Raw genomic sequence first — 24002 nt, 5'->3', positions numbered from 1 at the left:
AGTCGGTTATTTTTTAGGTTTTTCCGGTGCTTTCTTAGCGATTACTTTATCTCCGGGTTTCAAATCCTTGGTTACCGTGGTGTACGGACCAATAATAACCACATCTCCTTTTTTCAAGCCCGAAACCACTTCGATATTGGTATCGTCTTGTATGCCGGTTTTAATGACTCTGAGTTTGGCTTTGTCTCCTTGTTTCACAAAAACGCATTCGAATTTTTTGTCGTTTTTGGCCATCACTTTCTTGTCATCGCCTTCCACTTTCATCTCGGTTTTCGGAGTAGCGGTAGTATCGTTTTTAACTACTACAGCGCTAATCGGCACACCTACAACTTTCTCTTTTCTGGTGGTAATAATGTCGACTGTAGCGGTCATACCCGGACGGAACGGAGAAAAATTCGCCGGTTTTCCTTCTAATAAATCTTGGTAAGATTCTTTAAGAATTCTCACTTTCACTTTAAAGTTGGTCACCTGATCAGCGGAAGTGGCAGAACTCGCCGAGTTAGAAATGCTGGTTACTATCCCTTTAAACTCTTTTTTCAAATAAGCATCTACTTGAATATTGGTGCTATCACCTATGCTTACTTTTACAATATCATTTTCATTCACATCAACCTCTACCTCCATATTGTCTAAATTGGCAACGCGCAGTATTTCGGTTCCGGTCATTTGTTGGGTTCCTAACACTCGCTCTCCTAATTCAACGCCTAATGACGAAATAGTTCCGTCGGCCGGAGCATAAATAGTAGTTCTTCCTAAGTTGTCTTTGGCTTCTTTAACAGTGGCATTGGCGCTTTGTACGTTGTAATAAGCCGACTCTTTGTTGGCTTTTGCTACTTCAAACGACGCCACGGCTTTGTCCCAATCCGAACGAGAAATAATCCCTTTGTCGTACAACAATTTGCTGCGGTCATAACTGGCTTTAGCTTCTTTAAAAGAGGCATCGGCTTGGCTCAATCCGGCTTTGGTTCCGGATAAATTGGAGATGGTTCTGTTGTATCCTGAAGTGTACAAATCCGGGTTGATTCGCACCAACAATTGGCCTTTTTTAACCACTTGTCCTTCTTTAATCGGCAAATCGATGATTTCTCCTGATACTTCTGAGGAAATTTTCACTTCAATTTCAGGTTGGATCTTTCCGGTAGCGGAAACGGTTTCGACGATGGTAATCTCATCCGCTTGGGCAGTTTCAATTTCGATGCCTTCGTCTTTTTTTCCGATTACACCATTTTTGGCTAAGACTAACAATACCGCAATTAAAACAATTGCGATTCCTGAGATCCAGTATATTTTACTTTTTGACATGATTTATTGTTTTTGAATGATTGGGATTCCAAAATATAATTCTACTACTTTCGTTTTGAAGATGTAATCGTACTTGGCACGGATTACATCGGATTGGGCATTTAAATATAAGGTTTGGGCTTGGTTAAAATCGAAAGTGTTGATTAACCCTACCGCATATCTTTCCTTGGCATAATTGAAGGCTTCTCGTCTGGCTTCCATAGTAGTGATTGAAGCTTCGTAAGTATTCAACGCTCCTTTGGTATCAGTGATGGCTTTATACACATTGGTTTCTAAATCCAATTTAGCTTGATCGAAAGCATTTTTAGACTTTTCGAAAGCTACTTTAGAACGTTCCACCGAATTCTTAGCTGAGAAGCCGTTAAATATAGGAATATTCAATTGCAATCCGAAATTGTGTCCTTTATTGTCACTAAACTGATCAAACACCGGTGCCGCTTTTCGGAACAACGGAATAAAATTAGGCTGAACCACATTTTGTCCTGTGCCTTCTACTTGTCCGATAATGGTAGTCGGGTTAGCGCCATCTAGAACAGCTCCTGAAACCCTGTCAGAATATCCTGCTCTGGTACTAAAACTATAAAAACCAGTTACGCTCGGTTGCAAAGCACCTTTAGCAATTTTAATATCGCGTGCTGCCAAATCGAGATTGGCTTGTGCTATTTTAATTTCAACTCTTACTTCATTGGCTTTGGCTACTATAGCTTCCGGTGTTTGTAACATCACTGAACTGGCGGTAGGCTCAATATCAACATCAGCTACATCAAAATTTTGCAAATCTTCGATACGAAGCAATTGTGCCAAACTCAAACGAGAAAGCAACAAAGCATTTTCTGCAGCGATAACACGTTGTTTATCCGAAGCTACCGTAGCTTTCATATCGAGCAAATCACCTCTTGGCACTACGCCCGCGTCCACCAATTCTTGGGTGCGCAGCATTTGCTTTTCGTCGTTGGTCAATTGGTTTTGCTGTACTTTTAGATTTTCACGGTTGAAAAGAATGTCCAAATACGAATTGGCCACAAACAACGAAATATCGTCCTGCATTTTGGTCAATTGGTATTGGGCCGCAATCTGCGTCAACTTGGCCTTGCGCAAACGGTTTTGGTTTTGTAACCCGTTGTAAATATCAACACTCGAATTCAAACTGGCCGAGGTAAACTGGATGGTTTGGTTTTCTAAAAGACCAGTGGTAATGTTTTGATTCAAACCGATATTCCAAGAATGCGAAGCGCCACCATTTAAGTTGGGCAGAAAAGCACCCAAAGCCGCTCTTTTGTCGATGGCCGTGGCTTTCAAATCGAGTTCGGACTGTTGAATCGAAATGTTGTTCTTCAGGGCGTACTCAACACACTCTTGTATGGTCCATTTTTTGGTTTGTGCTGTAGCTTTTCCGCAGAGAAGCAACAACAATCCCAAGATGACATACTTTTTAAAAACTATTTTCATAAGTAAACAGGCTTTTACCGCCCAATATTCGTGACTAAACAAAGATATTGCTTTTGCCTTACAGTTGTTACGATAAGACACAATGTTTTAGACTCTGTTTTTTTATTATTGTTACAGCTGTTTTACAATATTTCCTATTATTTTTGAGGAAAAATATTTCGCGTTTATGTGCTCTGCAAAATCAACTGCTTTGTTTCTTAGCCTTACCTTATTGTTGGTTGGCTGTTCTACTTCTCAAAAAATTGAAGCTTTAAAACCACTACCTTCCAATGATGCGCCTATGGTATACAAAACCAAGACATCGTTTGTGAACATGCCTTTGGAAATCACACTCAAAGAAATTGAAAACCAATTGAATAAAACCCTAAGCGGACAAATTTACGACGATTCCAATTTGGAAGACGATAAAACCGAAATGAAAATCTGGAAAACCGCGCCCATTCGAATTACCGAGAAGAACGGAAGAATTGAAACCGTAATGCCGTTAAAAATTTGGGCGAAATTTAAGTATGGCACTGAATTTATGGGTTTGAATGACACCCGTGAAATCAACTTAAACGGCACCATAACTATGAGCAGTTCCGTGAGATTATCCAATTGGAAGTTGAATACTACATCGAAAATTGAAGATTTTGAATGGTCTGAAAGTCCGACCATATTGGTAGCAGGCAAAAATGTTCCGATTACATATATCATCAATCCTACACTATCGATATTCAAATCGAAAATGGCTAAAAAAATTGATGAAGCCATTGAAAAAACATGCGATTTCAAACCTTATGTTTTAGATGTACTCGAAAAAATGAGCACGCCTTTTGTGACCAGCGAGCAATACCAAACTTGGTTCAAATTAATCCCAATTGAAGTATATGTGACCGATGCAGTTTTGGAAAAAACACAGATTAAAATGGACATGGGTTTGAAATGCAATATGCAAACCATGGTTGGATTACAACCTAAAAACACTTTTGATCGTACTGCTATTCAATTCAAAGCAGTGACAAAAATACCCAATACTGTAACCGCTAATGTGGTGGCTATCTCTACTTATGATAGTGCATCGCGTATTATTACCTCCAATTTCAAAGGAAAAGAATTTGCTTCAGGTAGTCGAAAAATAGTAGTGGAAGATGTAGCTTTATGGCAAAAAGACGGCAAGATTATCATTGCCTTAGGCATGTCGGGCAGTATTAACGGCAGCATTTATTTGTCGGGGATTCCGAATTACAATCCTATTACCAAAGAAATCTATTTTGACCAAATGGATTATGTGCTCGACACCAAAGGCTTGTTAACCAGAACTGCCAATTGGTTGTTACAAGGTGTCATCTTGAAGAAGATACAGGAAAACTGTCGCTATTCGATCAAAGATAATTTAGAAGAAGGCAAGAAAAGCATGTTACCGTATTTGAGCAACTATTCGCCCATGAAAGGTGTTTTTGTAAACGGCACTATGGGTGATTTTGAATTTGAAAAAGTGGAAATCACAGACAAAGCCATAATCGCTTTTATTACAACAGCAGGAAAAATGAGCGTTAAGATTGACGGAATGGAATAAAGAAAACCACAAGTTTTAAATAAACACAATCAAAATAAAAAAGCGAGCTATCAACCTTTTGAGAATTGATACTTCGCTTTTATCTTTTTTAAATTTATGTCTTGTTATTTCTTCTTGTAGTACATCTTATAGACCACAAAACCAATTCCGGCCACAATGATGTATGGAATAGCCATTAAGAAAACGATACCATCGTTTACGGCTTCGGCTTTAACTGCATTCCCAGAACTTTCTAAAGCGGCTCTGCACATGGCACATTGCGCATTAGCTGCTACTGACAGCAGCAATATACAAATACTCAAAAAGAGTTTTTGAAATATGATTGAAACAGGTGACTTAGTGGGCATAATACGGTGATATCATCAAATAAACCACTACTCCGGTTACAGCTACATACAGCCAAATCGGAAATGTAATTTTGGCTAATTTTTTATGTTTGTCAAATTGCTCAGCTAAAGCTCTGACATAAGTAAACAATACCATCGGAATGATGATAACCGACAAGGTAATGTGCGTTAACAAAATAAAATAATACAAATAGCGTATGCTGCCTACAGCTGCTTTTTCAGCTTCATCCAAATTACCATTAAAATTGGTGTCGCCAAACTTTACAGATTCGGCCGTCATATGATAAGCCACATACATCACCAAAAACACCACCGAGCAAGCAATGGCAAAAGTCATTAATCGTTCGTGTAGTTTTCGATTTCCTTTTTTAATGGCCATTACAGCAGCCACTAACAAGACGGCTGTTAATCCATTAATTCCTGCATAAATGGGCGGCAAAAAAGACAAAGGTTCTACATCAAAACCGAAATCTTTCAACTTAACCGAAAACAAAACGGCTACTGCAATGGGAATGATAATAGACACGGCTATAATCGACCCTTTAAATTTACTCTCCAGCGTGGTTGGTTTGGTATTACTCATTTAATAGTTTTTTGATGTCTTCAATAATAGCTTTTACACCGGCTTTTTCCAATCCGTCGTAATACATGATAGGATTTCCGTGTGCGTCTTTTCGGCAACGAATATTGCCTTCTTTATCAATCAAAGCAAATAAGCCGGAATGTTCGAATCCGCCGGCAGCTTTTCCGTTTTCACCGGTATAGATGTTAAATCCTTTGTTCGAGATATTGTAAATGTACTCTTTATCACCTGTCATCAAATGCCAGTTAGACGATTTGACACCTATTTGCGCCGCATGCTCTTTCAAAACTTCCACGGTATCGTACTCCGGATTAATCGTTATCGAGGCTATCCCAAAATTAGGATTCCCAAAAAACTTGTTTTGAATTTCTGCCATGTTTCGGTTCATGATAGGGCAAATGGATGGACAAGTAGAAAAGAAAAACTCAACCACATACACTTTCCCTTGGTAAGTTTCATTGGTGACTTTAGTTCCGTTTTGATCCGTTAATGCAAAGTCAGGCGCTTTGCCTAGAATAAGCAAATCCGTTTCGGCATTTTTATGATTGGAAACCGCATCGATACGATCACCTTGAACAACCGTGTTGCTTTGTATCCTGTTCACAATCTTCGGAATGAAAATAATTCCAAAGATTAACACTATGAAAGAAAGGCCTATATAAGATTTATTTTTCATATTAAATTTTTCTGTTGGCATTATTGCGTTTCAAAGCCAAACGATATTCGGCCAAAATAATTTTCACATCATCCATCATATCGTTGTGCAAATCTGAGGCAGATGTTGTATTGTACCCTTCTTTATATTCCGGTTCTCCTTGAACACTTTTCCCTTTTCTGCCACGCAGGTTTCTTTTCTTATCAATTATATAAACATTGGGCGTACCTACTTTTTCATCCAGTTTCCCCAACAGTTTTAATTCATTATGATAGGCTGTAATGGCTTCAGGAGAGGCAAAAACAAAATGATAACCGGAAACATTGGCAATCTTCCCTAGTTCCTTCAAAAGGGTTTGGGCTTGTTGTTGGGTGCCGTCGGGAGCAATAAATACCATCTGAAAGTCTTTAAACTCACGATACTTGTTATAAATCTTTTGGTTCAACGTAAAAAAGTTACCGCTGTTAGGCATGATATCTCGACCGGTAAAGCCCAAGATGGTTATTTTATTATTGAGCGTAACCTTTTCCCCGTTCAAAGAAGTCCACTGTGAATTTACATCGGGAATGGTTGGTGTAATAGTAGGCAAAGTGATAAAACTGTTAACTCCTGAGGCAAAAAAAAGATAAGCCACTATTGGAAGTATGAACAGTACAAAAAGGACCAAGTTTTTTTTCATGGCGAACTAAAATATTAGCTTTACAAAAATAAAAAAAGGTACGCAAAGCGTACCCTTTTTTTTGAATTAATATAGTGTTAAAAATTCCATTTAATAGTTGAATTTTTAAAAACCCCATATACATAATCTCCTTCTACTAATAAGATAAAGACCAGATATAACACTAGGAAGATAACCGTAGCTACAACAGCCCAACGCAGACTGCTTTTTTCTCCTTCCATGTGCATGAAAGCCCATACAATATAATAAGCTTTGTATAAAGTTAAGATGATGAATACCCAGTTAAGCAAATTCATGCTTAAGAAATTATTGTAGAACAACACTTCAGGTCTTATGATCCCTAAAGCCACCTCAACAATAGTTACTAAAGATAGTAAGATGAAAACTTTCCAGATTCTGGAAGTATTTGATACGTGTTCGTGTGCGTGTGACATACTATTTTATGTTTTTCTGTGATTAAACTAAGTAGAAGAAAGTAAATACGAATACCCAAACCAAATCCACGAAGTGCCAATAAAGTCCAACTTTCTCAACCATTTCGTAGTTCTTTCTTCTCTCGTAGGTTCCTAAAAGAACGTTTAGGTAAATAATGATATTGATGATAACTCCCGAGAATACGTGGAATCCGTGGAAACCTGTAATAAAAAAGAAGAAATCAGCGAACAATTTACTTCCGTACTCATTGCGCTCTAAGTTTGCTCCTTCTACAACCAAATGAGCATTAGCTACCATCGCTTCAGAAGCTTCTCTGGTTAAAACCTCACGGTGTTTGTTTTTGTTCAAACCTTGTTGTAAATCCTTGTTGGCTTTATCTTCCGGTGTATCTCTGTAGATTTTTTCTGTTCTTACTAATAAGTCAGGGTGTGCTTTAAATCCGGCTTGAACTTCAGCAACTGAATAAGTTGGCAAAGATGACTCACCTACAAACCAAACACCATTACTTTTTTTGTGTTGCTCTCTTTCTTCCGGTAATACTACCGCAAAATCTTCTAATTTAACTCTCTTACCGTTTTTGTCAACGAATTGAATAATGCTACCTCCTTTGGTTTCAATAGCACCATACTCTCCTTTGATAAAGTTTTTCCACTCCCAAGCTTGTGAACCTACGAATATCAAACCTCCGATAATTGTCAGCAACATATAAAACGCTACTTTTTTCTGTTTCATTTGGTGTCCGGCATCAACGGCCAAAACCATGGTTACAGAGGAGAAAATCAAGATAAATGTCATCAATGCCACGTAGTACATCGGCGCATCAACACCGTGCATGAACGGGAAGTGGGTAAACACTTCGTCGGCAATTGGCCAGTTGTCAATAAATTTAAATCTTGAAAATCCGTAAGCAGCAAGGAAACCCGAGAAGGTCAAGGCATCTGATACGATGAAAAACCACATCATCAATTTACCATAACTGGCACCCATTGGCTCGTTTCCGCCACCCCAAGTATTTTCGTTTGTATTTGCAGTAGTAACTGTAGCTCCCATAAAAGTTATTAGTTAAAAAGTTCCCAAATTTAGATTTTTTTTCTTATTTAAAGAAATATAAAAATAAAAACAAACAAATCCACAAGAAATCGAGAAAGTGCCAATACATCGCACCTAGCTCAATGCCAAGGAATTGAGTTGAATTGTATTTTTGTTTAAAATGATTATAAATTATGATTAAAAGCGAAATAATTCCTCCGGCAAGGTGCGCCATGTGTACCACGGCAATCACGTAAAGAAAAGTGGTGGCAATGTTACTCTCCGGTCCGGTAAAGTAATAGCCTTGCTCAATCAGTTGGCCAAAGCCAGCAAACTGCAAAGCCACAAACGCTATTCCTAATCCTAAAGTGGCTAAAAGCAAACTTGAAACCAAACTTCTGTTGTCTTTTTGAATAGCCTTTTGCGCCAGGTGAAAAGAGACACTACAAAGCACTATAGCCAAAGTGCTAAAATAAAAAGCAGAAGGAAATTGAAAATCTTTCATCCAATCTTCTCTCGACTTACTCACCACAAAAGCGCTGGTAATTCCGGCAAACATCATGGTCATACTGGCCATAGCAAACCACAACAGTAACTTTTGGGAACGTGCCTTTCTGGCTTGGTGTTCGTCTATCGACATCATTGTTGCCATAACTATCTTAAAAATTTATCTGTTATATAAACTATTTGTAACAACGTAATATAAGAAACACTAACCAACATTAGCGTTCTGGCGGCTTTAGCTGTTCTCAATTGGTATAATTTGATAGCGTAAAAAATAATCCAAAGCCCTAACAAAAATACTATCCCGGCCGCGATCGGGGAAATAAACAATTTTCCGGTATAACCCAAACAAGGCAATAATGAAGCTACCAGCAACCAAACGGAATACAATATGGTTTGCAAAGCCGTTGACGAATCTTTCTTTCCGGTAGGCAACATAAAAAATCCGGCCTTTTCATAATCCTCATACAAAAACCATCCTATAGCCCAAAAATGCGGAAACTGCCAAAAAAACTGGATTAAAAAAAGCGTTCCCGCCTCAATCCCAAAATGATCAGTAGCGGCTACCCAACCCAACATAAATGGAATCGCTCCGGGAAAGGCGCCCACAAAAACCGACAATGGCGTGACTGTTTTTAATGGCGTGTAAACACTGGTGTATAAAAAAATGGAAATCGCACCAAACATGGCCGACTTCGGGTTAATCAGATACAACAAAACCAAACCGACTATTGTTAGCAAACTGGCTGCAAACAATGCGCGATTTGGCGCCATTCTGCCTGATGCCACCGGACGGTTTTTGGTACGATCCATCAAAGCATCCAAATCTTTTTCGATGACTTGATTAAAAGCATTGGAAGCGCCTACCATACAATAACCGCCAACCGCCAACATCAACAAAGTCGTCCATTGCAAGCTTTCAAAATCTGCTACACCAAGCAAGTACCCGGCGATGGAAGAAAACACCACGCTAACCGCTAAACCTGCTTTAGTGATTTCTTTAAAATCGACAGCAAGTTGTTTGAAAGAAAATGTGGTAGCCGTTGCGTTCATCCTTAATTTTAAGCTCGTGCAAAGGTACTTTATAGAAAACGATTTGACAAAAAAATATTAAAGATAAATTTCAGATTTAGCAGTTGTTGAAGCGAATGTCAAGTGTGTATTTGCCAACCTTATTCCCGCTTTCCGCGCTACGAGGTAGCCGACTCCAATCGGGGCTAAAAAAGTAAGCGAATGGCGTGTTGGGAATCTATCAAAAAAAGCCCCGCTAAACTAACTGTTAATAGTCAAAATACCAGTTGAAAATATCACATCTTAACCCAATTGAAAACCAAGTAGTACTTTCTTTAACGGCTAAAAAGGTTTCCGTGGCCGGACTAAAGTTTCGGTAAATCAAACTACCATATAACTTCATATTCGTGGCCGGATTAATCAAATAACCGGCTTGTAAATCGGCTATAAATACATTGGTTTTATTGCCTTGTCCAATAGTTACACCGGTATCAAATGGTCTTTGCTCATCATAATCACGGTAAATATCGCTTCCGTAATTAAAACTGTTGGTGTTATTATTAATATCCAAACCGCGTGTTCCAACCGTAATTTTAGCATCGGCAAAATAACGACCGTTATGGTAACGAGCAATGGCAATAAACTCTCTGAAATTACCACCCCACTGGTGTCCCAAACTCTGGTTGTTGTGTCCGTAATTGGTAATCGCTTCACTGTGTGCATACACATAAGGACGCACTACATTATATTCGGCCTGCAAGAGTAAATTTTTAATATTAAAGGCATGGAAATACTTTGCGCCTAACTGGTAGCCGTATTTGTTCTTCCAACTTTTAGTCCCGGAACGCATGTCATCCAACGAAAACTCATCCAACAAAAACTGCCCGTAAAACTGAATTTGATTGTTCCATTTGTATTTCGACGTTAATCCCAACATGGCATTTCCGCTTCTGGAGGAAGAGGCAAACTCAACCGAACGGTAAAAAATAAGCGGATTCACAAAACTCATGTCAAAACCGCGATTGTTGTTATTGGCCCAAACCACCGATTCAAACAAACCAATATTCCATTTATTGGTCACATTCAAACTCAAATAATGACTGGCGGCAAACTTAGTCGCATAAGTCCTGTCGAGGGTTGCTTCCGGGCGTACGTCTTTGAGCCAAGTGTACAAATTGGTGTATTTGATTTTCCAAAAAGTGGTATTCAATTTAAAATACGGATACGGACTGGCGCCATCGCTCCACAACAACGAACGATAACCATCGCCTATAAAATTACGACCGTAACCCAGATTCATATTGATAAATTTACTCGGCGTATAGGCCAAATTTGCTTCCGCCAGAGGAAAGTCATAAGCATCGGTTTTGAATCGTTTGGCTATACCAATCCCAGGAATAATAGCAGGATTTCCACCATCGGGCGCTATAGATTCGGCATATCGATTAAAGTAATCGGCAAAACGTCCTTGGCTTTCGTAAATGGTCGTAGTAAAATTGAGTTGGCTTCCCAAACCGCCATTAAACTGTATTCCTCGGGTATTGACATAAGTATAACTGCTAACGCTGGGATCGCTTTTTCCAAACTGTAAATCCAAAATCGGATTCAACGTAAACCAATAGTCTTCTCCTTGAATTTGCACCAAGCTTTCGTTCCAAAGTTTTTTACCCCACCAACCTTGCTTGTTTTTCAACAATTTTTGGTTCTCGGCAGCCAAATCGTAATATTTCGACACTTCAGCATATGCATAAGGTTTAGAACCGGTATGGTTGTTAGCGCCAACCTGATTCATTTCGTCATCAAATTGCGAATAATAGCTATGGGAAAACGGAATATTTAAATGGCTTTTAAATTGCGGATTGGAAAAAGTATTGTACTTCATATTGTCCAATTCCTTCAAATAAGCTGTATTCGGTCGGTATTCTTGAGCCGCTTTTTCTGCCGCCAATTCGGCTTCTTTTTGTGCCTGAATTTCAGCGGCACTCTGCAATGGAACGGCTATTTTGATTGTGTATTTAGCATAAGTTGGCTCGCCATTGTGCGTAGGCGGACTAATTTTCGGCATCTGGCCAAAAACCCTTCTGCCTTCAGAGGCTAACGATTCTTCTACCGCATCAACATAAATGACTTTAAAATTACCTTGGTCGTTTACTTCAAACAAAACAATCAAGCTGCCTTTGTAATTTTTCTCTTGTAAGGCTGCAGGCACTTTGAAATTGTTGTACACAAAATCCTGAACCTGATTGTAAAAACAGTTCTCCAACGCTTTTAATTCTTGTCCTTCACAAGCCGGAAATACCGGAAAACGCTCCATACTATTGTTAGAAACCTGAGCCGTTGCCGCTAACGAAAACAACGCTATTAAAGAGAATATCTTTTTCATAAATGAGCAATAAAAAATTAGTAACCGCCTTTGGCTGTCTCGCCATTGGCAATAGTTTTGGCAGCAGATGTTCCGATGCGTTTTACACCCAAACGAATCATTTCCTCGGCTTCATCATAAGTACGAACTCCGCCTGCTGCTTTTACCGGTAAAGGTGACGCATTTTCCAACATCATTATCACAGTATGTTTTGTAGCGCCATTAGGCAGATTATTTTCGGTCACATAAAAACCGGTAGAAGATTTGACAAAAACATTATGATAGCAATCTTCTTTAAAATGTGCCATAACAACATTTTTTATCAAAGCCGAAATTTGAATGATTTGATCATCGGTTAAGGCCGCTACTTCTATAATCCATTTGGCTACTTTGTGATGATTGAATGCCAATTGAGTACCTCGCAAAATTTCTTCTTTCACCAAGTCGACTTCGCCTTTTTTAAACGCTTCGTAGTTGCACACATAGTCCAATTCGTCCACGCCGTCTTCAATCGCTTTTTGAGCTTCCGCCAATTTTGCTTCCAAAGAACTGGTGCCTTCCGGAAAAGAAATTACAGTACCTATGAGCAATTTTGATCCTGCGGCATCAATCATTTTTCGTGCAGTTTTCACATAGTCCGGACGAATCATAATCAACTTAAAGCCTTCGGAAATCGCTTCCTGAATAAAGCCTTCAACAACGGTGGCGTTTTCCTTTTCCGTTAAGCCGGCTTGGGCTGCGGTTTTAAGATAAGTGGAATCGAGGTATTGTTTTATATTCATCTATATAAAATATATTTTTCAGAGGTCCAATATGGTATCGCTTTTATTAATTGGTGCTTGTTTATAACAAACTTCATTTTAGTGGCGATTTCATGGCATAAAAGTAACAAAAAAACCGTTTTCTTCTTCAAAAGAAAACGGTTATCTAGGATGGAAAAACAATAGTGTTCAGACTTTACTTTTCGCCTTCCAAAGTACCAGCACAAGGAAAGCCACGATGGCTCCGGCAGCATTTGCCGCCACATCCATTATATCAGCCTTACGGGTTTGGGTAAAAGTTTCTTGTAAAATTTCGATTAGTATACCGTAACCTATGGAAAGGCAAACGATAATAAGACTACTTTTCAAAACCCATTGCCCTAAGCGCAAGCGATTGTAAAAACCCCAAAGCAAGGTAAACGTAAAGTGAAACGTAAAATGGACGTACTTATCGACTCCCGAAACTTGGACAGAAGGTAATTTATTGAACTTAACCAAGCAAAGGACTAAAATTAAAAAAGTCCAGCCGATGGCCAGACTTAGTGTTATATTTTTAAGCACCGATGAGCTGTTTGTAGCCATCGCTGTCTAATAAATCGTCAACTTCAGCAGGGTTAGCAATTTTCACTTTAATCATCCAACCTTTTCCATAAGGATCGCTGTTTACATTTTCCGGATTCACCTCTAAATCGTCGTTGAATTCGAAAATTTCACCGGACAAAGGCAAGAACAAATCGGAAACTGTTTTCACTGCTTCTACAGTTCCGAACACTTCGTCTTTGGCTAAGTTTTGGTCCAATGTTTCTACTTCTACATAAACGATATCGCCTAATTCTTTTTGTGCGAAATCGGTAATCCCTACAGTAGCTATATCGCCTTCAATTAAAACCCATTCGTGGTCTTTAGTATACTTTAAATTGCTTGGAATATTCATTATAAAGCTTGTTTAGTTGTTGTTTTAAAATTTCTTCAAAAGTATGATTTCTCAGCAGATAATTAAAATCTTTGGTTTAAAAGTTTCTTAATTTCCGAAATTATAACGCATCGTAAATCCGGTTCTGATATTCGTCATCGGGAACGATGTGGAAATTACCGGTTTAGAGAACGAATGATCATAGAAGAAAATAGCCGTCAGGTTTTTGCTGAATGAATAATCGGCGGTGACTTTAGCCGACCAAATGTTTTGACCACCACCCAATTGGTTATTATCGTAATCTAAATATCGTACTATGGTTTTGTTGTTTCGGTAGGAGAAATCGATTTTCACGTTGATATCACTTTTAATGATACCGGTTGGATTATCGGCCAATTGCGACGAAATGATGACATCTTTGAATCGGTATCCCAAACCAATGATATATTCTTTTCCTTGTACTTCAGTCAACAAGTTATTGTCGAAACTCATCGATAAGCTTCGGTCTTTTTTCATTTCGGCCAAAATCTTAAAGGAGTTTTTCATCTCGAAATCGATTCTCACCAAAGGATTGAATTGCTCTACCAAATTAATATTAGCAACAATCGTTTTATTGTAGAAGTTACCAAAACCACCATTGTCTTGTCCGCCCGGGTTTTGATCGTAATCAAAGTTAGAACGGAACGAGTTAATGGTATATGAAGCGCGATAAGCGTGTTGAATAGAGAAACGTTTGAATCGGTCTTTGAAGAATTTGTATCGCATCAAACCACTATATTTCATATTCCAGTTAGGAATAGGGAAACTGCGGAAAGTACTCAACGAAACACCATCAGCCGAAGCACCGGTGTAAGCTGCCAAGAAAGCCGGAATCAAAACCGCTTGGTTATTTCTACCAAAACCTATAGGGAAACCTTGGTTGGAAGTATAGAAATTATATCTCGGGTCGTTCACATCGGTTGGAATCGGGTTATTGGAGTCGCCGTATCTTGGGAAGTCCGTCGTACCATAAAACTGTGTAGCCAATCGGTCGGCAATAATCGAACGGTTATTTCGGAAATCGTCAAAAGCAGCCGAACCGGTCTCATCACTTTTGCTGAACGAAGTAGCCAACATAACAGTAGAAATTGAGAAATTACCAAAACTATAAGGCGAACGGGCGTTATACAAACCTGTAGTTTCATCCACGTCGTATTGTTCGGAGTAATTTTCCGCATAAGTTCGGTTAGCCGTTAAGTCGATTTTAAAATCAGGGAACAAATCCACGTTAGCCGTCATCTCCAAGGTTTTGGTAATGGCTTGGGTATAACTTTGGTTAAAATCAGGATAAGTAGTCAACCAACCTCTTTTGGCAGCTTCAAAACGAACGTCGTCTTGCATACCAAATACAAATCCTAAGGATGGCTTAGACGAACCAAAGAATCCTAAACTCGGCAAGAATCCCGGTAACAAAGTTCCTTCGTTTCGGGTATAGTTGATTTGAACATTTTTCACACTGGTCAATACTCCTTTCAATCCGTCCAAAAACACATTGGTATTACCGGCCGGTTGGGCTTTGGTATTGGTGATTTTTTCACCCGGTTTTGGTAAAGCAGCCGGTTTTGGTGCCGCAGCAGCCGGTTTTTTCCCTAAGCCGATATACTTGTAAAAAGACTCCATGTTAAACGCAGTATTCAATCGATGTGAACCGGCATTTTGAATAGTGTTTCCGAGGTTATAACCGTCCACTTCGGCTAAGGCCAAAGAGGCGCGTTGCCAACTGTAATCTCCGGTATACGAATAGGTCGATTTGACAAATGACAAGAACGGAATTTTGTTCACCGGCAATTCGTAATTCACCACCAACTGTTGGTTGTGTTGGTTAGGCGTACCTATGTTCCAGAAGTCAGTCCAAATGGTGTAGCTATTGTCCGGAATATTGTCTTCATTCAAATAAGAACGAACGATATTGTTGGACGCTGCTGTATAATTCACTTTAAGCGACTTGGTAATGTTGTAGTTGAAACCGTATTGGTAGTTGAACATGTAATTTCTGCGGTACAAAGGATCCAACGGAATACCATCAACATCTACTTGACGGAACTGTTGTCTGTTGTACTGGCGAATAATATTGCTACTAAACGAAATGCTGGCCGGTAAGAAATTAAAGTTGAAATCACTCAACAACTTCCAATAATCGCTTTTTTTGAAGAATTTACTTTTTTTGAACGGCTCAACCGATTTAGGTTTGAACGCATACGTATAATCTACCGAAGTGGTCACTTGTTGGTCGATGAAGTTTTCAATTTCGTAATTGTGTTTCAACACTTCATTATAAGAGTAAGAAAGCGTTAAGTTTTCCGGATCATAGATGCGTTGTTTTTGCTCCGGAGCGCGTTCTTTTTTCACACCGATAAAGTTGATGCTGGTGCGTTTGGTGTAATCAATAGCTCGGCTTTCGATATTCTCTCTTTCGGCAGCATCCGAAGTGTTAGACAACAATTGTTGCAAACGAATATCCTGATTGTACGGATCGTATTCCGGCGTAATGGTTTCTTCTCCAACAGCATAGTTGAAAGGCAAATTAATGCCCCATTTTTTCGGCAATAGTTTTCCTAAACTGAAATTGGTCACCAAGTTGTATTGTTGTACATCCTCGCGGCTTCTTTCATTCGGACCTTCTTCCAAAGCTCCGAAACCAATGGTGCTCATTCTTCCGGTAGCAGATACTGTGGCAAAATCGGCCATATTAGCATCCATATTCACTACAGCTGCCATACCTCCTTTATTGTTCATGTCGGCTATACGCAACTCGTTGAACCAAACTTCCCCACGAATCCTGTCGGTGTGATTATTTTTAATCCCTACCATTAAAGTTCTTACCAAACCGAAGTTTGGATTTCCTTTTATTCCCAAGCGCAATTTGACATCGCCATCACCATCCGGTAATGAAATGTCATCATCCGGATAGTAAATTCCCTCCAACGGTAAAGTTGACGGATCAATACTCATGGCCAGCACTTTCATTTTGGTTAGTAAGGACATGGCCACACTCAACTCGTTTTCTTCCGGCCAAATTTGCTCCGGTAAAGTTGCGCCTTCTGCGGTGACTTTTAACGGAATTTCTACTTGGTAAAAGTTATTGGTAAAGTCGTTTCCAAAACGAATAAAGGCAGTCATTTGATTGTCTAAAAGCGGTGTCGGATCGGTTGGAGCCGGCAAAGCTTCGGCGTGTAAGAACATTTTCAATTTGTTGAATTGACGCATGTCAACATTCACATTTTTGAATACCGCTCTGGAATCACCTACTTCTAAACCGTTTCCGGAAGCTCTTAAGGACAAGGATTGCTCATTTTGACTGATCACCTGATTACCGTTGCCAACTTCTTCACGGATAACGCCCGGAGGCAAAACATAAGGAATAGGCAAACGAGAAGCATTTTCCTGAAGGTTAACCGCCAATACATCAAAATTGGTGTTATCGTCATCAGGATCACTGTCGGTTGACTGGAAAGATTGGTCGTAACGTCGCCATTCACCGCGTACCAAATCTAAAGCTCCGAAACGAAGCGTGATTGGTTCTGAGAATCCGGTCATGAACATTCTCATAAAACGAATCGAACGGAAATCTGAAATACTTCCAACAGTTGTAGTTGGCTGTGTTACCGGAATTTTGAACTGATACCAACGCGCTCTGGTTGAGGAACTGTTAGGTAAATCCGGTATCAATGTTTCTCTAACATCTGTGATAAAGTTTTGTCCAACCTGCATATTAGGTTGGATATCAATTTTGTATTCGTAGTAAGCATTCACCGTGTTCATGGTATTGTCGCGGTTGATGTCTTCTACATCGGGCAAAGTAGTTGATCCCCTATTGGTATCGGTTACGGTAACCGGTGAGTTGCCTTGTAAGCCGTTGTAATTTTTGTAGCGTTCAAACACTGAAGAACCTGGCGCACTTAAGAAATATTGGTAGTTATCTGCCGCAGGGTCATCTAAAGTGGCGAATGCCCCAATGTTTGGCAAACTTCTCTCGGCATCGTCATCAATACCATCCAAACCAACGTCTTGTGAGGCACGGTTAGCGCCATCAACATCGAAGGCATAGATTAACGATTGAGAAGAAGGTACTCTACCCCAAACGGTTGGACTTACCAATGACGTACTGTTACTAGCCGGCAATCCGTTTTCGTATTGTTTGCGTTCGTCTTTTAGCACGTCTTCTGAAATTTCTCCTAAGTTGAAATACAAGCGACCCACATTGGTAGGGTTAGGTACAGCCGTTGGATTGGTTGGATCGTAATATGGATCCATGACCCAAAACTGGATATACTCAACATTACTTTGCTCAAAATTGGTAGAATTAATAGCTCTTGTAATACCTCCAAAGTTTTCTTGTGGCGCACTAAATCCGGACGGATTCAACGCTTCAGGATTATAGTTGTAAGGACCGCGTTCTCTAGGATAATAGGTTAAATCTAAAGTATTGATTACCGTTTGTTGTCCTACTTGTAATTCCAAATCCGGGAATAATTCACGGTTGAAAACACGTCTGGTACTGTTTAAGGAAATACCGTCTTGCCCTATATCACCCGGCGTTTGCACGTAAATGGTCGGATCAATGGTATACCAATTTAACTTGGCTCTTTTGTATCCGTAATCCAAGCCTACTAAAGCAGAACCAAAATCGTTGTAATCTGCACCGGCTTGCCATTTAGGCACACTGGATAAACTCCATGACAATGGCGCACGCATATCAATAGTAGTCTGAGAACCTTCAAAATCATCTACATATACAGTCGCCTCTCCTTGGAACTGATCAGCATTTGGCGTATCCGGTTTTAAGAAGGCTATTTCACCTCTAAGAGATACGTTAGAAGGAACATCAGTATCAATGTTTGGCAATTTATTGGCCAATCGGGTTAAGAAAGGTACTTCTGTTGAATAGTTGGCGTTGAATCCGAAAATAGTATTGTTTACTGATTCCTGTCCGTAATTGGATTTTTGGGTAAACGGTCTTTCCGTCATTTTAATCAACGTTCCGCCAACCACAAACTTATCGGAGAACTTGTGCTCCACATTGAATCCCATAAATCTTCGGGTTTGTTGGCCGAAGGTGGCATTATTCTCGACAGAAACTTGAATTGGCGTATTAGAAGCTTGTAGCGACGGATCCAGAATTTGTACTCTACCGGCTTGGTAATTTACACTATAATCAAGCCCTTCTTGCAACACTCTTCCTCCGGCGGTTACTACAACTGAACCTCTTGGTACGTTGTAAGCACCAATCGGAATTCCGTCGCCACCGGCCGATTTGAATCGTCCTTTTAATTGGAATTTATTTTTATCCGCGTCTTGTAAAGCGCCGGCTTGCGTGCTGGAATACATACTGCGGAAAACATATTTTTGTTGGTTGCCGTTGTAGGTATTGACATCGTTATAATCTTCAGCGCCTAATTTTAATTTGTCGAACATCAATTTCCCGAAAGGTTCAACGGTTGTGAATATGATGCGACCATTTTGTTGGTCAACGGTCAGGCCCGGCATAAAATCGAAGAAACCGTCACCTCCGGCTTGCGGATCGTTGTTAAAATTCAATCGGTCTACATTAAAGACTTTAATCAAAGGTGTTTCCGCAACCACCATATCTGGGTCGGTTGTTGGAGGGAATGGCACACCGTTCACCGGACTGATGTAGTTGATTGGCGATGGATCGGTGTATAAAATATTCAAACGAAAATCCTCTTGCTGCAACTGGAAAGCTCCCGGAATTTGGTAGATGTTTTTCATCATCAAATTCCAAATCGGTTTTTGCACATTGGTCAAGTTGCTTTTCAGCATTTTCAAAATCAAACTTTGAGAGGAAACAGTTGGGTTAGCAGCATCCGTGCCATCATACACCGTAGCATCAACACCGTCGGTTCCAAATTCACCAACTTGGTACACTTGATCACCTATGGTATACTGATAAGCTACTGCCAAAACCTCGTCATTGGCCAAACGTTGTTGCAAGGAGATGTAACCCAATTGCGGGTGAAAAGTATACTCGTTTGTCGCCAATTTTCGGGCATTCTCCAACTTAGAATAATCGGTGCCTTCGTCTACCGGCACTATATTATTAAAACCGGCACTCGACGTTACTATGTCTCTGATGTTGTTATTTAACAAACCTCCACCCGTATTAATTAAATCCGGATCGTACTTGTTGTTGCCGTTATCAGAAGGCGTATCAACCGAAGGATCCGGCGGCACGCTAAAGAAGTTATTACTCACATCTGTTGGGTTCAAAGCTACAATTTGACTATCGGATAAACCGGCCAATCGGGCTTCTCCTAAATCTTGCAAAGCAATAATATTTCTCAAGTTATTATTGGTTTGACTTACACGATTTTGTCGGTTGGTTACCCAAACTTCGATGCGGGTAATTTGCACACGACTATTGATAAACGGGTAATTCTTGAGCGCGTTGTCGTATTTATTTCTGAAGTATTGTGACAGAAAGAAGTGTCTGTCGGCGTCGTAATCCAAACCGAAAATTTCAAAATCTTGTATGGTTCCACCACCTTGCGCTGTAACCGATTTGGTTTGGGATTTTTGTTCCGAAAACACTCCGGTTACGGTAGTCTTACCAAATTGCAATTGGGCTTTAACCCCAAACAAACTTTGAGCACCTCGGATAAGAGAATTGGTCAAAGGCATGCTCACGTTACCAACTTCGATTTTCTGAATGATATCGTCTTCCGTTGGCGTGTATTCTAACTTAATTAAGTTTTGAAAAGCAAAAGTGGACTCGGTATCATAATTAGCCGTTACACTCAAGCGAGTTCCTACTTTTCCCATCAAACTCATGCTGATGCGTTGATCGAAATCGAAGGTAGTTTGCGCACGGTTTCTGGGTGAAAAAGCCGGATTGTCTTGTCTGGTGTATCGCACTCCTAAGTCCATTTCAACCGAACCTGTAGGCTTTACATCAATAGTATTCGAGCCAAAAATGCTTTCAAAGAAACCCGAATTAACGTAGTAACGCGGCAATAAATCTTTTTTGGCGGCTTCACTGCCTTCTTTTTTACCGTCGATGGCATCCGATTTTTTCTTGAAATAGTCGCGCATGGCCTCACGCATTACTAGTTCTTCGTATTCTTTCGGCGTTAAAATAATAGGATAATTGATATTGAAGCCTTCAAAGGTACTGGTATAAATATACCTGTTGGTCGCTGGGTCGTAAGTATAAGCATCCACTATACTTTTAGGATTCTTAATCTTTACCTTACCGGTATTGTAACCAGTACTGTCTTGCGGCGTGGGATTAACCTGTGAGAAAGCCGAAAATCCTGTGAACAACAAGATTCCGAAAAGAAAATTCCTCAAAGTAAAAAAGTTTGTAAATGCGTATATTGTTTTCAAGAATTATAAATTTTTTAAGGCTTGTTTGATGATGAATTCCACTGATGCCTCAGGGTTCTCTTTGAGAATTTTGTCTACCACTTTTTCGGCATTCTTTCTGACATAACCCAATACCTCCAAAGCAGATAACGATTCTTCTCGGTTAATATTGTGTTGGGCTACGGAAATTTCATCTAAGTCGTATATTTTTAACACTTTATCTCTCAAGTCCAAGATGACCCTTTGAGCCGTTTTGTTTCCGATTCCTTTGATAGACTGAACCGTTCCCACATCGCCGTTAGCGATAGCTTGAATGATTTGTTTCGGATCCAAAGAAGACAACATGGTTCGGGCTATTCCGGCACCTATTCCTGATACAGACAAGAGTAATTTAAAAAGTTCCCGTTCTGATTTTTCAACAAATCCGTAAAGCGAATGCGCATCTTCTTTGATTTGCAAATACGTGTACAACTTGATAAAATCTGTCTGCGGCAACAATGAAAAAGTATGCAATGAAATATTAACGTGATAGCCTACTCCGTTGCAATCAATCACCACATCTGTAGGTGTTTTTTCGACTAATTTCCCTTGAATATGTGCAATCATTACCGTTTAAATCTATTCCAAATATAACAAAATTCCTGAACTGACATCATTCAACTGCAATATCTGAACATTATTACCAAACTATTTTACAGTTCCTTTCTTTCTTTTTTCTTTTTCTTGAGCATCTACAACCGCTACGGCTACCATGTTCACCATTTCTTCTACGCTGGCACCCAATTGGAAAATATGAACCGCTTTCTCCATTCCCAACATAATCGGACCTATCGAATCCACTTTGTAAAGCTCTTTCAATAGTTTGTAATTGATGTTAGCCGCTTCTAAATTCGGGAATACCAAAGTATTGACTTTCTTTCCGGCCAACTTTGAAAACGGAAATTTGTTAGCCAGCATTTCCTGATTGAGCGCAAAATCGGTTTGGATTTCACCATCAACAATCAAATCCGGATAGTATTTGTGCAAATAAGCTACAGCCTCTCGTACTTTCGTGGCACTTTCATGGGATGAAGAACCGAAGTTTGAAAAAGAAACCATCGCGATTACCGGTTCCATACCAAACATACGAACGGTTTTGGCAGTCATCAAAGCAATTTTAGCTAACTCATCTGCGGTTGGATTTGGATTGATAGCGGTATCGGATAAAAACATTGGTCCGCGATTGGTCATCATCATATTAGTGGTGGCAATCAAGGTAATTCCCGGTGCTTTTCCTATCAATTGCATTAGGGGTTTTACGGTAGAAGGATAGCTTCTGGAATAACCGGAAACCATAGCATCCGCATCGCCTTCATTTACCATCATTGCTGCAAAATAATTGCGTTCGCGCATCCATTTTTGTGCATCCAACAACGAAATCCCTCGGCGTTGTCTCGACTTCCAATAAGTATCAGCATACTGCATTCGGCGGGCGTCTTCCTCTTTGGTTTTCGGATCAAAAATAGGCACATCGGCATCAAAGCCCAGTTCTTCTTTTAATTCTAAAATCAAATCTTTATTCCCCAACAAAATCGGATGAGCGATACCTTCTTCATAGGCAATTTGTGCTGCTTTCAAGACATCCAAATGATCGGCTTCAGCAAAAACCACGCGTTTCGGATCAGTTTTAGCACGGTTGGTTAACAAACGTACCATTTTGTTATCAGAACCCAATCGTTCTAACAACTCTTCTTCATATTTTTCCCAATCGGTAATCGGATTCAAAGCCACACCGGAATTCATAGCTGCTTTGGCTACGGCTGGTGCAACATGAGTGATTAATCTGGGATCAAAAGGTTTTGGGATAATATAATCTTTACCAAAATTCAAACGGGTTTCTCCGTAGGCAATATTTACTTGTTCCGGCACCGGTTCTTTGGCCAATTCAGCCAAGGCATGTACCGCTGCCATTTTCATTTCTTCATTAATTTTTGTCGCTCTCACATCTAAAGCGCCGCGGAAAATATATGGAAAACCTAAAACGTTATTCACCTGATTAGGATGATCCGAACGTCCGGTAGCCATGATGATGTCTTTGCGTGTGGCAATCGCTAAATCGTAATCGATTTCAGGAATTGGATTCGCCATAGCAAACACTATCGGATTTTTGGCCATGCCTAATAACATTTCAGGAGTCAAGATATTTCCGGCTGACAATCCCAAGAAAACATCGGCACCAACCAAAGCTTCCGCTAAGGTAATTCCGGCTTTACCATGGGTGTATCTTTTTTGCAAATCCGACAAATCGGTTCTTTCCGAAGAAAGCACACCATCTTTATCAAACATGATAATATTTTCGGGTTTTACGCCCAACAAAATGTATAAATTGGCACAAGCCAAAGCGGCAGAACCTGCTCCTGAAACCACTATTTTTACTTCGGTAGTTTTCTTTTTAGCCAACTCTAAAGCGTTCAATAAAGCGGCTGATGAAATAATGGCCGTTCCGTGTTGGTCGTCGTGCATCACCGGAATGTTGAGCTCTTCTACCAGGCGTCTTTCAATTTCAAAAGATTCCGGTGCTTTAATATCTTCAAGGTTGATTCCACCAAAAGTTGGCGCAATATTTTTAACGGTTTCGATAAAAGCATCGATGTCTTTGGTACCAACTTCAATATCGAACACATCGATTCCGGCAAAAATTTTGAACAACAATGCCTTGCCTTCCATAACCGGTTTTGAAGCTTCAGGACCAATATCTCCCAATCCTAAAACAGCGGTTCCATTACTGATTACGGCTACTAAATTTCCTTTGGCAGTATATTTATAAACGTTGTTTACGTCTTTGGCTATTTCCAAACAAGGCTCCGCTACTCCCGGAGAATAGGCTAACGATAAATCTCTTTGGGTGGCGTATTTTTTGGTAGGTACAACTTGAATTTTACCCGGCGTAGGTTTAGCATGGTACAATAGTGCTTCTCTTCGCTTGCTGTATTTGTTCATTGTAGAATCTTTTTATTCAGACTTACAAAGGTAGAAGTATCGGTGTAAAATGGAAATTTTTGACCATTTCTTT

Annotated in this window: 18 protein-coding genes; 1 reads left to right on the top strand and 17 read right to left on the bottom strand. The window is 39.8% G+C overall.

Translation table 11 applies throughout. The features are described from left to right. Positions 1-6: 6 nt before the first annotated feature. Together SK086_RS04095 and SK086_RS04090 are read right to left on the bottom strand one after the other, a co-directional pair. Entirely contained in the window at positions 7-1302 is a 1296-nt protein-coding gene (locus tag SK086_RS04095) for an efflux RND transporter periplasmic adaptor subunit (RefSeq protein WP_324689979.1), read from the bottom strand. Between the two features lie 3 nt (positions 1303-1305). Next, positions 1306-2751, bottom strand: a complete 1446-nt coding sequence (locus SK086_RS04090) for a TolC family protein (RefSeq protein ID WP_324689977.1) — start codon at positions 2749-2751, stop codon at positions 1306-1308. 190 nt (positions 2752-2941) lie between these two features. On the opposite strand from SK086_RS04090, the gene SK086_RS04085 reads away from it, so the two are divergent. Then, on the top strand, positions 2942-4309 hold the full coding sequence (locus SK086_RS04085) for a DUF4403 family protein (RefSeq protein WP_324689975.1): 1368 nt from the start codon (positions 2942-2944) through the stop codon (positions 4307-4309). 104 nt (positions 4310-4413) lie between these two features. Here SK086_RS04085 and SK086_RS04080 read toward each other — a convergent pair whose 3' ends face one another. The 15 genes from SK086_RS04080 to SK086_RS04010 form a co-directional block, all read right to left on the bottom strand. Then, entirely contained in the window at positions 4414-4611 is a 198-nt protein-coding gene (locus tag SK086_RS04080; RefSeq protein WP_324689973.1) for a hypothetical protein, read from the bottom strand. Between the two features lie 34 nt (positions 4612-4645). Next, positions 4646-5239, bottom strand: a complete 594-nt coding sequence (locus SK086_RS04075; protein WP_324689971.1) for a DUF420 domain-containing protein — start codon at positions 5237-5239, stop codon at positions 4646-4648. Beyond that, positions 5232-5915, bottom strand: a complete 684-nt coding sequence (locus SK086_RS04070) for an SCO family protein (RefSeq protein ID WP_324689969.1) — start codon at positions 5913-5915, stop codon at positions 5232-5234. Before SK086_RS04070 ends, SK086_RS04075 begins: the two co-directional genes overlap by 8 nt. 1 nt (position 5916) lies before the next feature. After that, the gene (locus SK086_RS04065; protein ID WP_324689967.1) at positions 5917-6573 is read right to left on the bottom strand and encodes a hypothetical protein; all 657 of its coding nucleotides are present in this window, start codon (positions 6571-6573) and stop codon (positions 5917-5919) included. A 77-nt stretch (positions 6574-6650) separates the two neighbouring features. Then, positions 6651-7007, bottom strand: coding sequence for a cytochrome C oxidase subunit IV family protein (locus tag SK086_RS04060; RefSeq protein WP_290872605.1), 357 nt, complete (start codon positions 7005-7007; stop codon positions 6651-6653). 22 nt (positions 7008-7029) lie between these two features. Continuing rightward, positions 7030-8058, bottom strand: coding sequence for a cytochrome c oxidase subunit 3 (locus SK086_RS04055; protein WP_290872604.1), 1029 nt, complete (start codon positions 8056-8058; stop codon positions 7030-7032). 43 nt (positions 8059-8101) lie between these two features. Beyond that, positions 8102-8689, bottom strand: a complete 588-nt coding sequence (locus SK086_RS04050) for a cytochrome c oxidase subunit 3 (protein WP_290872603.1) — start codon at positions 8687-8689, stop codon at positions 8102-8104. Positions 8690-8691: 2 nt separating this feature from the next. Beyond that, positions 8692-9594 carry a heme o synthase gene (gene cyoE, locus SK086_RS04045; protein ID WP_324689963.1) on the bottom strand — a complete coding sequence of 301 codons (903 nt, stop codon included), beginning with the start codon at positions 9592-9594 and terminating at the stop codon, positions 8692-8694. A gap of 226 nt (positions 9595-9820) precedes the next feature. Next, the gene (locus tag SK086_RS04040) at positions 9821-11935 is read right to left on the bottom strand and encodes a gliding motility protein RemB (protein ID WP_324689961.1); all 2115 of its coding nucleotides are present in this window, start codon (positions 11933-11935) and stop codon (positions 9821-9823) included. Between the two features lie 17 nt (positions 11936-11952). Continuing rightward, the gene (gene deoC, locus SK086_RS04035) at positions 11953-12696 is read right to left on the bottom strand and encodes a deoxyribose-phosphate aldolase (protein WP_324689959.1); all 744 of its coding nucleotides are present in this window, start codon (positions 12694-12696) and stop codon (positions 11953-11955) included. Positions 12697-12864: 168 nt separating this feature from the next. Then, positions 12865-13257 carry a VanZ family protein gene (locus SK086_RS04030; protein WP_324689957.1) on the bottom strand — a complete coding sequence of 131 codons (393 nt, stop codon included), beginning with the start codon at positions 13255-13257 and terminating at the stop codon, positions 12865-12867. Further along, on the bottom strand, positions 13229-13609 hold the full coding sequence (gene gcvH, locus SK086_RS04025; protein ID WP_324689955.1) for a glycine cleavage system protein GcvH: 381 nt from the start codon (positions 13607-13609) through the stop codon (positions 13229-13231). Before gcvH ends, SK086_RS04030 begins: the two co-directional genes overlap by 29 nt. Positions 13610-13696: 87 nt before the next feature. Next, a complete protein-coding gene (gene sov, locus SK086_RS04020) occupies positions 13697-20971 on the bottom strand; it encodes a T9SS outer membrane translocon Sov/SprA (RefSeq protein ID WP_456151910.1) in 7275 nt (2424 codons plus the stop codon). A 3-nt stretch (positions 20972-20974) separates the two neighbouring features. Continuing rightward, positions 20975-21556, bottom strand: a complete 582-nt coding sequence (gene ruvA, locus SK086_RS04015) for a Holliday junction branch migration protein RuvA (protein ID WP_290872587.1) — start codon at positions 21554-21556, stop codon at positions 20975-20977. A gap of 81 nt (positions 21557-21637) precedes the next feature. After that, entirely contained in the window at positions 21638-23929 is a 2292-nt protein-coding gene (locus tag SK086_RS04010) for an NADP-dependent malic enzyme (protein WP_290872584.1), read from the bottom strand. Positions 23930-24002: the final 73 nt, after the last annotated feature.

The organism is Flavobacterium cheonhonense (assembly GCF_035671315.1).
Lineage (GTDB): Bacteria > Bacteroidota > Bacteroidia > Flavobacteriales > Flavobacteriaceae > Flavobacterium > Flavobacterium cheonhonense.
Note: the sequence above shows the minus strand (reverse complement) of the source record. Positions and strands in the feature narration are given on the sequence as shown.